The organism is Candidatus Neomarinimicrobiota bacterium (genome assembly GCA_017656425.1).
In the GTDB taxonomy this organism is placed as follows: Bacteria; Fidelibacterota; UBA2242; order UBA2242; family B5-G15; genus JACDNV01.
In genome coordinates this window covers 21,261-36,976 of the sequence record JACDNV010000013.1, presented here as the reverse complement: position 1 = coordinate 36,976, position 15,716 = coordinate 21,261, and the positions used below count along the sequence as shown (strand labels likewise).

The window sequence follows — 15,716 nt, the reverse complement described above, 5'->3', positions numbered from 1 at the left end:
CTATACCTCACTCTCAATGGCTTTTTTATTTAATTCGTTAGCTATCAGTTTTAATTGATCTATTTCTTGCCAGGTTAAATCATTATTATAGTATGGGTAGACAGTGTTATTTGTGTATATTGGGTCATCATTGAGCGGTATTGATGTATTTTCCAGAATAATATCCCAATCCTTAGTATGTGGAATGGGTGAATAGTATGATAGGCGAGAAACTGCACCGAGATCCGATATAAATTTTATGCTCTCGATTACGTCATCAAATTTTTGCCCCGGCATACCAACCATCAAATAAACCTCAATACGTGAATTTTTGTAACCCGCTTTTTTTAAATTTTCTATAGCCTCTTTAACAAGATTTCGGTTTATCTTATAACAAGATTTTTGTAAAAATTTTTCTGAAACTGTCTCCACGCTCAATCTTATTGTTTTGAATCCACTTTCTTTCATCAACTCAGCTGTTTCTTGGTCAATCTCCCTGACAAACAATCCGTTTGGAGTATGAAAATGAACCTTTATCCCCCTTTTATTTAATCCATTTAATACTTGAAATATGTGCTCTTTCTTTCTATATAAAAGCGCATCGTCGTAAAAGACAAAATCTTTTACTCCATAATGGTTATTTATGTAAACAATCTCCTCAATTACATCTTCAGTATTCCTGCGGGTAAATGCAGTATTTAGAAATCGAGTAGCACAATAAGAACAATGGAAAGGGCATCCACGAGATGTTAGGATTACGGCATATTCAATATTATTATATAAGAACCATGGCAGCATACCACTGTCATCAAATTCAGGTATTTTTGAATAATCTCTTTCAGCGTTCGTTAAACTGTCAATTATCTGCAAAGCTTTTTTTTTCACCATAATGTGCTACAAGAAAATCCGGCACTATTACATTTTTCGCATGCTCTGGACAAAGAGTAGCATATATACCACCGAGAATTAATTTGAAACTACCAAAATACTGTTTTAATAAATTAACCGTATAGATTATACCATGGTACCAGTATGTCATAATTGAAGTCATAAGTACTATATCCGGCTTTTCAGCTTTTCCTAAATAATTCATAACATCATCAGGTCTTGCTCCATAAAGACCAAATCTTCTCGGTATATGCCTTACGGCTTCGGGCTTTTCTATTATTGTTTTAAAGTATTTTCCTCTACCATCACTGTATCTATTATCCTTTAAACCGCCCCATCTGGCACGGTCAGTTAGATCGAGTAGTTCTACTTCATAACCATATTTTATCAAAAATTTAGCAATATATAATAAACCGATGGGTTTTGACCATAAGTCATAGGCGGTAAAATCAGAGATCCATGGATTTACAAGTAGTATTTTGCACCTTTTAGTTTTCATATCCATATAAAAGTTAATTTATCATGTGCTATTTTCGATACATAAAATTATATTTTCACCATGAAAAGATTGTTTTTTTGGGTATTGATATTATTTATACCCTCAGTTTTTGCTTCCCAAATTCCAGTGGATATCAGTGATCCCGTATATGTATTTCTTAAAAGGATGGAGGCAAAGGGAATTATAGAGACCTTTGATGATGGGGTTTTGCCATTGAGTCGTGATGAAATAGCAATATATCTGAAAGAATCCTTTGATAATTCACAGATGTTGAATGAGAAAGAAAAGGAAATGCTTTTAGAATTGATGGCAGACTATAGATATGAATTAAAAAATGCTTATCATCCTGATTTGAATAAAGAAACAAATTATTTTATTCCAGTCTACCAGCACGGAGGTTTCTCAAAATTTTTAAAGGGTAGCTTTTCTCGTAAAAAATATCAGGAGGAAGGACATTTATTTATTTATGAGACAGACACAAGCTTTATATGGTTTGATTTTGGACTTATTAGTAGAAATCAGTGGAAAAATGGGAATTTCAGAACAATCCTGGGAGGATATGGGATATTGCGAGCTGGTTTTTTCAGATATATCGATGCTTATCTCAATTTTGGCGCGTTTAATAAACTGATAAATAAAAATTATACCGATCTGGAGCCTGAAGAAAAAGGGGCATATGAAACTACCGATCCTGAGGGTAAAATTGGACATTTCGATAACTTGAAAAGTTCTCTCATAATATATGGTAAAAATCTAAAAGTAGGACTTTTCTATCATTCTCCAGTATGGGGGGTGTCAAAGTCAAATAGCATATTATTGTCAGGAAATGTACCTGAATTGCCCTATATTTTTTTCCAGTTTAAATATAAGAAGTTGAAATTGTCGTATATGCATGGCTCTTTGTTAAATGATAGCACCGTTTATAGGACTGCGTCGATTGAAACAAGGAGTAGATCAAAGTATTTTGTCGGTCATAGAATTGATATATTTATTCCCGTATTGAAGACAAATATTGGATTGAACGACTTTATCGTATATGGAGATAGAAATATTGATCTTGGTTATCTAAATCCTGTTAGTTTTTTCCGTGCTGTTGAGCATCACCTGCAAGATAGAGATAATGCTCTTCTTTCATTCGATATTAAAATATCGGCATTTAAAAATGAAATATTTTATTTTTCGTTTTTATTGGATGAATTATCATTTTACTATATGATGAGGGACTGGTGGGCAAATAAATTTGCAATACAAGCTGGAATATTTAAAATCTTTTATATTTATAAGATACCTGTGAATCTGAATTTAGAATATACAGCAGTACATCCCTGGACCTATTCACATAAAACCATTACAACAAACTATACAAATGCTGGATATTGTCTTGGTTTTCCCTATGGACCAAATTCACAGGTGATATTCTCCATGATTGAGATTTTACCAGGACCAAGGAGCCAGGTCTATCTGGATTTTACCCGAGTACTGCATGGAGAAGACACTGAGGAACGATACTATGGAGGTGATCCGAGAATTAATTATGAGCTGAGGGATAAAGAACTGGATTATAAAACGAAGTGGCTGATGGGTTCCCTTAAAAGAACGAACATTTTAAATATTTCATATAATTACGAGATATTTAATCAGAAAATACTATATTTTAAATATTCACTGGTAAATAGTAAATTTAAAGGTGAGATTAATATAGACCATTATTTTTCCTTTGGTTTCATTTTAGATTTTTAGTAATGATAGTAAATTATTTTCTGATTATATCAGCTTCTTTATACTTTATTACATTAATGACTATTTATTTTTTGGCGGGAAAACGTACTAAATTAAGCACAGAGAAAAAATTTAATGGTTTTATATCAATTCTTGTTTGTTCGAAGAATGAGGAGAGTGTTATAAAAAATTTGCTGGAGAGTCTTACAAGGCTCATCTATCCGGAAGATAAATACGAGGTTGTATTAATTGATGATGAATCAGAGGATAATACTTTTGATATTATGAGGGAATATGTTAAAAAAAATGCAAACTGGTTCTGTTATAGAAATCAAATTACTGACAAGTCGATAAAGGGAAAAAAGAGACCTATAACTTTTGGTATAGAAAAGTGTAAAGGAGATATAATCCTTACGACTGATGCCGATTGTATAGTCCCTCGTGGCTGGATTCACAGTATGGTAAAATTTTTTGATAATGAAAATGTAGGAATGATTCTGGGTCATAGTCCGGTTAGAAAAGGCAGAGGTATTATAAATAAAATACAAAGATTCGATGCTGTATGTGAGTCAATAGTGGCTCTGGCAACCTCTAATATAAATAAACCGTTTCACTCTAATGGCAGAAATTTGGCTTATAGAAAAAAAGTATTTTATGAAGTTGGAGGATATGAGGATAATAAACATATTGCCTCAGGTGATGATTTCTTTTTATCCAAGAGCATTTTAGAAAAAACCAACTATAAATTTGTTTATAATACATCTCCTGATTCTTTTGTAATAACTGAACCGGAAAAGTTTGGAATAAAATACTTTTTTCAGCAGTTACGCAGGAATAGCAAAGCCTTTTATTTGCCCATGGATTATTTTTTATTTGCGGCAAACGCGTTCCTGTTCCATCTATTTCTATTGCTTTCTTTTCTAACGGGTTATGTAGTGATACCAGTTGTTTGTTTAGCGGTAAAATTCTTAATTGAATTTTTACCAGTTTATAGAGGAGTAAAAATTTTTCAAGCCACTGATTTGATAAAATATTACCCTATTCTCTGGGTATTATATCCTATAGTTATGATAACCTCTGCTTTTATTGGCTCTATCTTCAGACTCTCATCTTGGAGATAGATTTCTTACTTTCGATTCCTGTACCAGCTTATACTATTGCCCCAGAAACTTAATATACCCATAAATACTATATACGGAATCTCAAGAATAAACCAGAGAGGAAAAACTTTAACTAACCCTTTTTCATTAAAGAATTTAAGCGATTGATAACAGTGTATGAATTCCAGAAAGAATTTTAAAAGTATTCCGCCAATAAAATATGGTATAAATGATGAAAATACTGGCATGATTAAAAAGGATAGATTGGATAAAAAAGTTGCTAATATTACAGTAAAAAATACTGGGTTTATTTTGTGCATATAATTGGCATCGGTAGACCACCTGATTCTTTGAAAAAGGAAATCTTTAAGACTTGTTAGTGTATCACTTGTAATCCATGAGTGTTTATCATCAGCAAAAACAGCTTTAGTTTTAGTTTTTTTTATTAGAAGATTCATAAAAACAGAATCATCGCCCCCAACAAGTCTTGCTATATTAGAATATCCACCTATTTTCTCATAAAGTGATTTTCTAAAACCGATATTGTGTCCGTTGCACGCCCATGGAATACCAAGATTAGCAACTGATCTTGCTGCATTCATAAGTAGCATAAAATCAAGTGACTGGAGCATGGTAAATAGATTGTTTTTATGTTTTAATAGTGAACAGCCTATGACAAATCCTATATCGTCATTGAAATATTTTACCATCGTGGATATCCATTTTTCTTTGATATGACAATCGGCATCAGTGGAAAGTATAATATCTCCTGATGCATTTTTTATTCCTAGGTCGATTGCCTGTTTCTTGAATCTCAGGTTAGAGTTTATATTTCTTGTTGTGAAAACTCGCAGATTGGGAAATTTGTTCTGATAGCTCAATAGTTTGTTGTATGTATTATCGGTTGAGTTGTTATCTATGATTATTATTTCGTAGTATTCTTTGGGATAATCCTGATTGACTAAATATTCCACCAGCTTATCAACTCGATTTTCTTCGTTTTTCAGAGAAACTATCACGCTTACTCTCTGTGTCTTTGTAGATAAGTTTCTATTTTCACGAACTCGTGCTCCAATGATGTATATCAAAACAGATAAGCAATATATGAATAGTGAAGCCAGAAAAATTATAGGCACGATTTTATATACCATATTCTAACCCCGTTCAATATAGGGTATTTTACTATTTATTGACCTTATTCCTATATAAGTTAGCAAGAGTCCAATCACGAGAAAAACAGGACTGACATGACCATTGACTTCATAAATAGATATAATCTTACTGCCAGCGTTTATGTATAATAGAGACATTGCATTAATACAAAAATGTAAAAAGAATGATAGAGCGATTGAATCCGTTTTCCAGGCTAAGTAACCCATAAATATACCAATAACAAATATTTGAACAAACCACCATGGATTAAAATGAAAGATTGCAAATAGTAAAGCATTAAAAAGAACGGCTTTTGTAATATCTCGGAAACTTCTTTCAAATACTTTTAATAAAAATCCTCTAAAAATCATCTCTTCAATCAGCGGTGCCAGAATCAGCGCAAGTATGATTAGATAGGCGGCGGTTGCAAAACTATCAATTTTCATAAATTGCTCGATATAGGATAGCTTAGCAGACGCCGGAAATATTTTCTGAATGATTCTGTCTAACTCATCTGTAATTATAGATAGTCCAATTCCAAGTATTATTGTATAAACAATAAATCTGCCTTTAATGCCGGTAGTTTTAATGCGGAAAAGGTACATAAAATTTATTTTTCTTTTAGCAGCCCATATTATAATTGGAACTGGAATAAAAATTTCTCCGACAAGAAGTCCAATTTTGTTTGCATTTTCTACGGATACATCTTCCAGAATAAAATATACAAAAACCAATGAGAAGATTATGCCGAGTACCATTCCTCCAATGGACAAAAGAATTGCTGTTATAAAACGTGGTAGCTTATCACCTTGGTGATTTTTAATTTCTTCTTCCGAGTTTTTTTGAAAATTCATATAAAATTATCCCCGTTGCTGTACCTACATTTAATGATTCACCCTTTCCAAGTAATGAAATAGTAACCTTTTGATGTGGATATTTTTTTATTTCATTTGAAATACCATGTGATTCACTTCCAAGAACTAATAAATAGTTATTATCATCGACGTTGACTTCGGATATATCCTGCCCGTTTATATCTGCTATGAAAAGTTTTGTACCGCTGTTGCAATATTTTTTGATGAAAAAGTTGAAATTTATGTTTTGCAGATAATTAATAAAAAAGATAGTTCCCATTGAAGCTCTTACAACTTTTGGATTTAGAATGTCAACCGATTCAAGAGAAGTTATTACAGCCGGGATACCAAACCATACTGCATTTCTGATAATTGTTCCGAGATTTCCAGGATCGTTTATTCTGTCAAGGTAAATAGCTGGAAGAGTTATCACACCTGATTTGTTATAATCTCCTATCTTAATTATAGCCATTATTCCTTCAGGATTTTCCATTGTTGATATGTAGTTAAAGTCTTTTTTATCTACTGTAATAATAGAAATGGATTTACTTTGAGCCAGACTTTCTATTTTGCTTATTTCCTTATCTTCAATTTTAGCATTTTTTGAAATTATTATATGCTTGATTTCGGAATTAGCTTTCAAAGCTTCGTAAACAACTTTTATCCCCTCAGCAATATACTCCTTATAAATCTGTCTGTATTTTTTCTGAGCTAATTTTTTTATCTTCTTTAATTCAGATTTTGATAGAGAACTTTTCATTTCCTTTTTGTTTAAATCCAATTTTAATAAATTCATATATGTTAATTAATAGTGAAAACAAGCTCAAAATAACACATAATATAAGAAACTATCCACAACTCTTCACTTCTTTTTACAGTTCCGTCAGGGTACTATTAAAATTGCAGAGTTTTTCAAGTATAAAGAGTATTACATCGACAATCATAAGGGATATTCGTTCGATTAGCTATAATGGGAAGCCTATTGAGTGTTTTTATTTTGAGGATAGAAAAAAGAAAAGTGATAAAGCAATAATTCTTATCCCTGGATTTAGCAGGGAGGGCTTTACTGATAATAGATTGTTTACACTTGCATATGTTCTTGCGTCAGAAGGATACAGAATATTTTTACCGAAGATATTCCGTACAATTAACTATAAGATAGATAGAAAATTTTATGAAAACATAAATATAGGTTTAAAGATTTTATTAAAAAAACTTATCGATTATAAAGTCGGTATTCTTGTATTCCATTATTCTGCTCCCGCTGTAATAAAAGCTCTTGGCAGGGTAGAAAACCTGAGTAATCTTCGTTTTTTATTTTTTATAGGTGGGTGCTTTGATCTTTATGCACATTTTAGAAATGTAATTATGAGGAATTTTAAAAGAAAAAGAATTGATGACGGAATCGACATTAACCAAAGATTTAATAGGTTGCTATTTTTGAATAGTTTTAAGAAAGAGCTCGGGATAAAGCTATCTCCATCTATACAAAGTGTAGTTCTCTCTTTTTTAAAGGGAAATATTGCAAAAGGGTTACAGGAATATAGGTATTTGAGTGATAACGAAAAGAACTTATTTCTAAGCTTTTACAATGGGGAAGATAGCGTTTATTATAACTACTTCAAACCAAATCAGGAAAGTTTAATGAATATATTAGCTAATTTATCCACATCTGGAGAGGACTTTAAAAGTAAAGTGCCTTTTTTTCTCTTACATTGTATAAACGATGGTCTTATTTCTTATGAACAGAGCATGCATTTTTATAAGAAGATTGTGAAATATTATCGCAACGTTTACCTTTGTACAACTTCAATTTTAGACAATGAATTAAAATTCTATAAATTATGGAAAAATCCTGGTGAATGGGGAAAAGAAATTTTTAGACTTTCAAAGGTTATTATGCTGGCTGAATCGTTTTATGATCCCATGACAATGTTGGAAGGATCGAAGTAGATATCATAATGTAAATTGAAAATTGCCAGTTGGAAATGTTAGATTTATTAATTCTAAGTCAGGATTATAAAATTTTTAATATTCATTAGTTCTCAATATATTCGCTATCTCTTTTTACTCAGCTTTTTCATTCTTTTCATTGCACGTTTTGATTCCTTTGAGTCTGGATAGTCTGTAATAATTTTTGCGTAGATTTCAAGAGCTTTATCAATATCTTTTAGATATTTATCATAAATCTCCCCTGAGGTTGCTAGTCCTGATAATGCGTATTTCGTGCCTTGATACTCCGTGTATAGAATTTGGAATATCTCTAAGGCATCAAAATAATTTTTTTGATTTAAGAGGAGATTCCCGCAATTGTATAATGCCTCGGGAGCCTCGATTGAATTAGGATAGTGATTATAGACAATATAGTAATCCTCATAAGCTTTTTTTGTATCTCCAAAATAGACACTTTGCAGGTTTCCGCATTCAATTAAGGCTCTTGGGGCAAATGGAGAATGGGGCATCCTCTCTACTAATTTTTTAAGTTCATTATATGCTGATATATAATCCTTGTATACGTTTTTCAAAATATGTGATTTCCTGAGAATTGCAAGTGCTGTAATACTATCCTGCTGTGTTAGAGTTTCTATCCTTTTATAGTAATTGATCGCAAGGTCAGGTGCATCAAGGTATTTTTCATATATTAGAGCTATATTAAACATTGCTTTTGAATAATGGGGGCTATCTGGATAGAATCTTAAGATTTTTTTGTAATTAAGAATTGCCATTTTGTATGCTTTTTCTTTCTCAAGAATTTTTGCCTTTTTCATAATCAAATCAGAATTGTATATTAACTCGGGAAATAGGTTAAAGAATCTATCTACCTCAGACTTAAAATGTTTTTGTACGTTTTTATCAGTGAAAGAATATATTCCTATCAGGAAATTATAATATCTTTTCTCAAGAGGTTCCTCAGGATTTATGGTCTTAATTAAGTTGCGGTAGCTGACCAGATATTCTCTGAAATATTTTTCTGAGTTGATCACCTTATCACAGTATTTTTTCGCTTCCCTGTAAATAGGTGAATCGGTAAATATGAATAAAAATTTTAATATATTGAACCCGGCATCCTCAAATTTTGATTGTTCGATCTGGTGTTTGATCATCATGTAGTATACTTTATCCGAATTCTCCATCGGAAAGTAATGATCAAGATAACTGTTTATAAGTTTAATCTGATAATCATATATATTTTCCTTTGGTTTTAAAAACTTTTTAAATAGTCTTTTAGAAATAAATTTTATAGCCAGGACATCCTCAATATATTTAAAATGTTTTTCTTCTATTTCTTTTGAGTATGTTGTAGTCATTGTTTTTAAGGATTTTGATCTTAGTGAATCCAGTAGGGTCTTTAGACTATCAACAGCTGATTGTATTTGTGATAGAGAATCATGAAAAGCTGTTGATATGGAGTCAAGGAATGTCTGTATGTCTTCTTGGAACTCCAGAGTCAGCGAGTCTATAATGAATTGCCTCAAAGTACTTACATCCCCATAAGCTTTTCGTACAACTGAATTCTGGAACTTGTATTCGTTTATTCCCATTAAGGAGTTTATCATACTGTCTAATTTTGTGTTTACTGAATCTAAGGTTTTGTTTGTTTGCTGACTAAATAAAACTAAATCGAAGACAAGTAGTAAAAATATAATAACCTTCTTCATAACTGCTCCACTTTTTATTCCGTTTAATTTTAAAATTTTATTTTATAAATCAAATACTTTACCTTAAGTCTACCTTATTGACTTTCAAATTATATTTAACTAATATCTCTTAGAATTTTAGATAAGGTTATATGAAATACAATATTAAAGTTATATTTCGTTCTAATCTATTTTATGTTTTTATTACATTTTTCTGTCTTATAACTCTGGCATCTATATTGGTCTATTTAATTGAAAGAGGTGACAATTCATCGGAATATAGAAATCTCTGGGATTCTATATGGTGGGCATTAGTAACAGTTTTCACAGTGGGGTACGGAGACATAAAGCCCATAACAACAGGTGGAAGGATCGTTGCTATTTTAATAATGTTCACCGGGATATCGCTCCTTTCATTAATAACAGCCACAATTTCGTCAATATTTGTGGCAAGAAGAATTAGGGAGGATCAAGGGTTGGGTAAGATAAAGCTGGAAAATCATATAGTTATTTGTGGATGGTATGATAAGGCAGATGAGGTTCTTGATATGATTTTTAAATTGAAAACAGAAGAAAAAACTCCGGTAGTTATTTTAAACCAGTTACAGCCTCATGAGATATCAGGTATTATAAGCAGGTTCCCTGGTAGAGAAATAAAGTTTGTTCATGGTGACATTACAAAGATACCGTCGCTTGAGATGACTAATATAAAAAGGGCAAAGCTTGTCATAATACTTCCAAATCTTATAAGCAGCGATCCCCAGGATGCTGATGAAAAAACTATTCTTACAACACTAAACATTAAATCCACGTGGCCAAGAGTAAGGGTTTTTGCGTGTATACTGGATGCAGAAAATGCACCCCATGTGAGAAGAGCAAAGGCGGATCAGGTATTTGTGAAAGATCAATTCTCAAGCTTTATAATAGCAAGTCAGGTATATAATCCGTCTATGCTTGAAGTATTAAATAATCTTTTGACCTTTGATTCGAAAAATAGAATAGAAATAATATCAATACCTTCTCGCTTTGTTGGTAAACCTTACAAAGAGTTATTCAGTTATCTTGTTGATAAAGAAGCAATTTTACCACTTGGTCTCATCACACAAAAAGAAAGCATATCGATATCTGAATTTCTCTCAGCAGACACATCATTTCTGGATGCTTTTATAGAAAAGAAACTCAAGCAGGCAGGTAAAAAACTTGAGGAAGAAAAAAGGGAAGCCGTGCATCTAAATCCAAATGGTGACTATATAGTCAAAAAAAATGAACAGGTAATAATACTAAAGTGATAGTATATGAGTAGAGTTATAGCCAACGAAGATTATTCGCCAGAGTATTTAAAAAACTTCTTCATCTTTAGCGGATTAAATGTAGAAGAAATTAATCCCTTTTTCTCTGTAATGAAGTTAATTCACTTTGATAGGGATGAAACAATACTGCGAGAAGGTGATATTGGTCATTCCATATTGCTACTTCTTGAGGGAGAGGTAGAGATATCTCAGGCTCTTACTTTAAAAATAGATAATAGTGATGTTGATACCCGGGAGAAGGGTTTGATTAAGCTATCCAGCAGTCAATATCCATTTTTTGGCGAGATGTGCCTTTTTACAAAAGATGATAAAAGGTCTGCTACCGTTAAAGCAAAGACTGATTGTATAGTGGGAAGGATCACAAAAGTTGATTTTTTCTCAATATGTGAGAAAAATCCTGAGGTCGGTTACAAAGTTATAAAGAATATTGCGACTGTAATGACTGATAGGCTTAAACAAGCAAACATGAATATATTAAAATTATCTACAGCCTTTAGCCTGCTGGTTGACGAAATATCCTAATGAGGGGAGAAAATATGAGCATCAAGATGGAAAAGGTATATAATCCCAGAAACATTGAAGATAAGTGGTATAAATATTGGCTTGAAAAAGGTTATTTTCATGCAGACCCAAATAGTAAAAAGAAAAAATACTCCATTGTGATACCACCTCCAAATGTTACAGGTATTCTTACGATGGGGCATGTATTAAATAACACTATTCAAGATATTTTGGTAAGAAGAGCAAGAATGAAAGGATATGAAACGCTCTGGCTACCTGGGACTGATCATGCAGGTATTTCCACACAAGTTGTAGTTGAAAAGAAGTTAAAGCAGGAAGGGAAGACAAGGCATGATCTTGGACGCGATAATTTTGTAAAGCTTGTATGGGATTGGGCATTAAAGCATAAAAATATTATAACGACTCAGCTTAAAAAGCTTGGTTGCTCACTGGACTGGGAGAGGGAAAGGTTCACACTTGATGAGGGATTATCGAAGGCTGTAAGAAAGGTTTTTGTAGACCTTTTCAAAAAAAGCCTTATTTATAAAGGTGAAAGGATTATCAACTGGTGTCCAGCAACAATGACAGCTTTATCGGATGAGGAAGTTATATATAAGGAGACAAAGGGACATCTGTGGTATTTCAGATATCCATTGAAAGATGAAGATGGCTATCTGGTGGTCGCAACGACAAGACCTGAAACAATGGTAGGGGATACAGCTATTGCAGTAAATCCCAATGATGGGAGATATAGAAAGTATATAGGTAAAAAAGCGATTTTACCAATTGTCAATCGTGTAATTCCTATTATTGCCGATGAGGTTGTAGAACCGGAGTTTGGAACAGGAGCTGTTAAGGTAACACCTGCTCACGATCCTGTTGATTTCGAAATTGCACAGAGGCATAATCTTGAGAAAATTATAATAATGAATCCCGATGCATCGATGAATGAAAATGCCGGTTACCTAATAAAAGGTAAGAATAGATTTGCTGCTAGGGAAATAATTGTGGACGAAATGAAAAGACTGGGATTGCTCGAAAAAGTCGAAGGTTACGTCCATAATGTCGGGTATTCAGAGAGAGCTGGCGTCATGGTGGAGCCACTCCTCTCCAAGCAGTGGTTTGTAAAAATGAAATCTCTTGCAAAACCGGGGATAGAGGTAGTAAAAGAAAAGAGAATAAGATTTTATCCGGAAAGATGGTACAAGACATACTTCCACTGGATGGAAAATATAAAAGATTGGTGCATTTCAAGACAGCTGTGGTGGGGACACAGAATACCTGTATTTTATTGCAAGAAGTGTAGCTGGTATGATGCTCTAATGGAAGACATACAGAGATGTCCTGAATGCGGAGGTGAGGTGTATCAGGATCCAGATGTGCTTGATACATGGTTTAGTTCGTGGTTGTGGCCATTTTCGACAATGGGATGGCCCGATGAAACACTTGAATTGAAGAATTTTTATCCAACGGATGATCTTGTTACCGGTCCTGATATAATATTCTTCTGGGTTGCAAGGATGATAATGGCTGGGCTTGAATTTATCGGAGATATCCCCTTTAAGAATGTATATTTTACCGGGATTATAAGGGATATAAAAGGTAGAAAGATGTCCAAATCCCTCGGGAATTCGCCTGATCCACTTGAACTCATAGAAAAGTATGGTGCAGATGCTTTGAGATATGGCACAATGCTTATAGCTCCTCAGGGACAGGATATATTATTCTCTGAAGAAAGGATTGAAGTGGGCAGAAATTTTATAAACAAACTCTGGAATGCATCTCGATTCTTATTAATGAATGTTGATGATGTAAATAAATACAACCATTTTGATATCGCACTGGAGAGGCTCGAGCTTGCCGACAGATGGATACTGTCAAGATTAAATAATACAATAAAAAATGTGAATAAAGGTCTTGAAAATTACAGATTTGATGAAGTAGCAAGGATAATATATAACTTTACATGGAAAGACTTTTGTGATTGGTATATTGAACTAATAAAGGAAAGACTATATGAAGGAATCGAGTTTGAAAGGGAGGTAGCATTAAAAACCGGAATATTTGTTCTGAAAACTTTATTAAAACTACTCCATCCTTACGCACCTTTCATTACAGAAGAAATTTATCAGAAAATAAAAAAATCAGATGAGCCGGATATAGTCGTATCGGAGTGGCCAAAGGTCAATGGTGATTTTATTAATCTGGCAGAGGAGCAAATATTTGACTTCGTGAAAGAAGTTATAGTTTCACTGAGAACAGCCAGGAGTGAGATGAATATCCCACCCCAGACGGTAGTAAAACTTTTTATTAAAACTGATGAAAATTATGAATATACATCCATACTGTATGATGAAACTGTACAGAATTATATAAAAAGATTGGTTAAGGTTAGTGATATCAGTATGTCTGAAGATATTGGAAAACCATTGCCATGTACTTCTGTCATAGTTAGAGGAAATGAGTTTTATATACCGCTTGAAGGCGTTATTGACGTCAAAGCTGAGATAGAAAGACTGAAAAAGGAGATAACAAGAGTTGAAGGTTTCCTTTCAAGTGTTCAAAGAAAGTTATCCAATGAGAATTTTGTGAAAAAAGCTCCTAAGGAAGTAGTAAAAAAAGAAAAGGAGAAAGAGATATCAGTGACTGAGAAATTAAGGAGATTAAAAAGTCACCTGCAAGAGCTTACAAGCTCATAGGGATTAAAAAATGAAAAAACTTCTCTATTTAATGTTTATTCTTTCCATTTTAACGACGATTTTACTACCAGTTGACTACTACGTAACAATCTATAATAAAAATGTGGGAATGGTCAGAGAGAGAAGAAAAGAGACCTTTAAAAAAGGTGAAATGGAAATTATTTATGACAAATATACAGATGCAATTTTAGAGAATAGCATAAACATTAGATTTCTTAATAAAGATATATTTCTTATTGAGCAAAGTTTGTCAAAGAGAGTTTTAAATATTTATGAACTATTGGAAGAGGCTACTGGTAAATTGATTGAACTGGAATTGGTTGGAGGCAAGTCATTAAAAGCCAAATTGGTAAAAAAGGAGGGAAATGAGCTTATACTGGAATGCGATAATAAGAAAATTTCAATAATAGATAAAAAAAATATAAGAAGTATAATCTTGGCTACGGATAATGCTAAGCTACCTTTGAAACCAGTTCTAAAATGGCGTGTTTTTAGTGAAGTCAGTGGTGAATATCCTTATGAGGTTAGTTACCTTTTAAAAAATGTTAATTGGTTTGCAAGATACCTTCTTGAAATTCCCTCTAATGAAGATAAGGATGCGCTATTTTCGTCATACTTTGTAATTAAAAACGGTAACGATATGGAATTTTATAATTCTAAAGTAAAGCTAATTGCAGGTTTAATTAATTTAAAGGAAAGAAGAGCTGAAGAAAGAATGCCAGCTTCTCTTCCTGCCTTTGCTATGCAATCAGTACAAAAACCATTTAAGATTGAGGAAAGAGAAATTGAGGAAAATTATATTTTTGAAATTGATAAACCTATAAGTTTAAGACCACATGAAACAAAAGAAATTCCATATTTCGAATATAAAAAAGTAAGAGTTAATAAATTACTCAGAGAATTTAATAGCATAAGCTGGCAGGGGAGAAAAAATCTTAATGTGTATTATAAAATACACAATATTAAATCGTCAGGGCTTGGTATACCTTTACCTGCAGGTAAGCTATCAGTTTTAAAAAAAGATGAAGATGGTATGCTTGAATTTCTCGGAAGCGATAATGTTGGAAATATACCTGTAAACGATACTCTTGTTGTCAGTTCTGGAAAGTCATTTGACGTCAGCCTGGATAGAAGAATAATGGAAAAAGTTAAAAGTGGACCAAGATCACAGACAGTAACTGTCCAAATAAAAGTAATAAATAGAGGTAAAAAAGAACAGAAGGTAGAAATTATAGATCAACTTCCGGGCAACAATTATATAAAATCATCAACTCATAAATACTCCAAGCCTCAGGAAGATCAAATTATTTTTCCACTATCAATAAATGGGGAAGGTGAAGTTATTATAGAATATATATACACTCACAGTTATTGATA

13 protein-coding genes are annotated in these 15,716 nt (G+C 32.7%); 7 read left to right on the top strand and 6 right to left on the bottom strand.

The window, feature by feature from the left end:
- Entirely contained in the window at positions 1–867 is an 867-nt protein-coding gene (locus H0Z29_09340; protein MBO8131701.1) for a radical SAM protein, read from the bottom strand.
- A complete protein-coding gene (locus tag H0Z29_09335) occupies positions 836–1,366 on the bottom strand; it encodes a cobalamin B12-binding domain-containing protein (GenBank protein MBO8131700.1) in 531 nt (176 codons plus the stop codon). The genes H0Z29_09340 and H0Z29_09335 overlap by 32 nt, the downstream gene beginning before the upstream one ends.
- 60 nt (positions 1,367–1,426) lie before the next feature.
- Here H0Z29_09335 and H0Z29_09330 point away from each other — a divergent pair, with 60 nt between their 5' ends.
- Both H0Z29_09330 and H0Z29_09325 read left to right on the top strand, forming a co-directional pair.
- Positions 1,427–3,106: a hypothetical protein gene (locus H0Z29_09330; protein ID MBO8131699.1), complete on the top strand. Its 1,680-nt coding sequence runs from the start codon at positions 1,427–1,429 to the stop codon at positions 3,104–3,106.
- Between the two features lie 2 nt (positions 3,107–3,108).
- On the top strand, positions 3,109–4,206 hold the full coding sequence (locus H0Z29_09325) for a glycosyltransferase (GenBank protein ID MBO8131698.1): 1,098 nt from the start codon (positions 3,109–3,111) through the stop codon (positions 4,204–4,206).
- 5 nt (positions 4,207–4,211) lie between these two features.
- On the opposite strand, the gene H0Z29_09320 is transcribed toward H0Z29_09325, so the two are convergent.
- The 3 genes from H0Z29_09320 to H0Z29_09310 are packed head-to-tail and all read right to left on the bottom strand — an operon-like array spanning position 4,212 to position 6,951.
- Positions 4,212–5,336, bottom strand: a complete 1,125-nt coding sequence (locus H0Z29_09320; protein MBO8131697.1) for a glycosyltransferase — start codon at positions 5,334–5,336, stop codon at positions 4,212–4,214.
- 3 nt (positions 5,337–5,339) lie between these two features.
- A complete protein-coding gene (locus H0Z29_09315; GenBank protein ID MBO8131696.1) occupies positions 5,340–6,191 on the bottom strand; it encodes a CPBP family intramembrane metalloprotease in 852 nt (283 codons plus the stop codon).
- Complete coding sequence (locus H0Z29_09310) at positions 6,157–6,951, bottom strand: RNA methyltransferase (GenBank protein ID MBO8131695.1); 795 nt, start codon at positions 6,949–6,951, stop codon at positions 6,157–6,159. The genes H0Z29_09315 and H0Z29_09310 overlap by 35 nt, the downstream gene beginning before the upstream one ends.
- Positions 6,952–6,989: 38 nt before the next feature.
- Here H0Z29_09310 and H0Z29_09305 point away from each other — a divergent pair, with 38 nt between their 5' ends.
- Complete coding sequence (locus tag H0Z29_09305) at positions 6,990–8,144, top strand: hypothetical protein (protein ID MBO8131694.1); 1,155 nt, start codon at positions 6,990–6,992, stop codon at positions 8,142–8,144.
- A gap of 104 nt (positions 8,145–8,248) precedes the next feature.
- On the opposite strand, the gene H0Z29_09300 is transcribed toward H0Z29_09305, so the two are convergent.
- On the bottom strand, positions 8,249–9,850 hold the full coding sequence (locus H0Z29_09300) for a tetratricopeptide repeat protein (protein ID MBO8131693.1): 1,602 nt from the start codon (positions 9,848–9,850) through the stop codon (positions 8,249–8,251).
- 131 nt (positions 9,851–9,981) lie between these two features.
- Between H0Z29_09300 and H0Z29_09295 the strand changes: the two genes are divergently transcribed.
- The 4 genes from H0Z29_09295 to H0Z29_09280 are packed head-to-tail and all read left to right on the top strand — an operon-like array spanning position 9,982 to position 15,714.
- Positions 9,982–11,118, top strand: a complete 1,137-nt coding sequence (locus tag H0Z29_09295) for an ion transporter (protein MBO8131692.1) — start codon at positions 9,982–9,984, stop codon at positions 11,116–11,118.
- Positions 11,119–11,124: 6 nt separating this feature from the next.
- Positions 11,125–11,661, top strand: a complete 537-nt coding sequence (locus tag H0Z29_09290) for a cyclic nucleotide-binding domain-containing protein (GenBank protein ID MBO8131691.1) — start codon at positions 11,125–11,127, stop codon at positions 11,659–11,661.
- A gap of 14 nt (positions 11,662–11,675) precedes the next feature.
- Positions 11,676–14,339: a valine--tRNA ligase gene (locus H0Z29_09285; GenBank protein MBO8131690.1), complete on the top strand. Its 2,664-nt coding sequence runs from the start codon at positions 11,676–11,678 to the stop codon at positions 14,337–14,339.
- A 10-nt stretch (positions 14,340–14,349) separates the two neighbouring features.
- Entirely contained in the window at positions 14,350–15,714 is a 1,365-nt protein-coding gene (locus H0Z29_09280) for a hypothetical protein (GenBank protein MBO8131689.1), read from the top strand.
- The last annotated feature ends 2 nt before the right edge of the window (positions 15,715–15,716 follow it).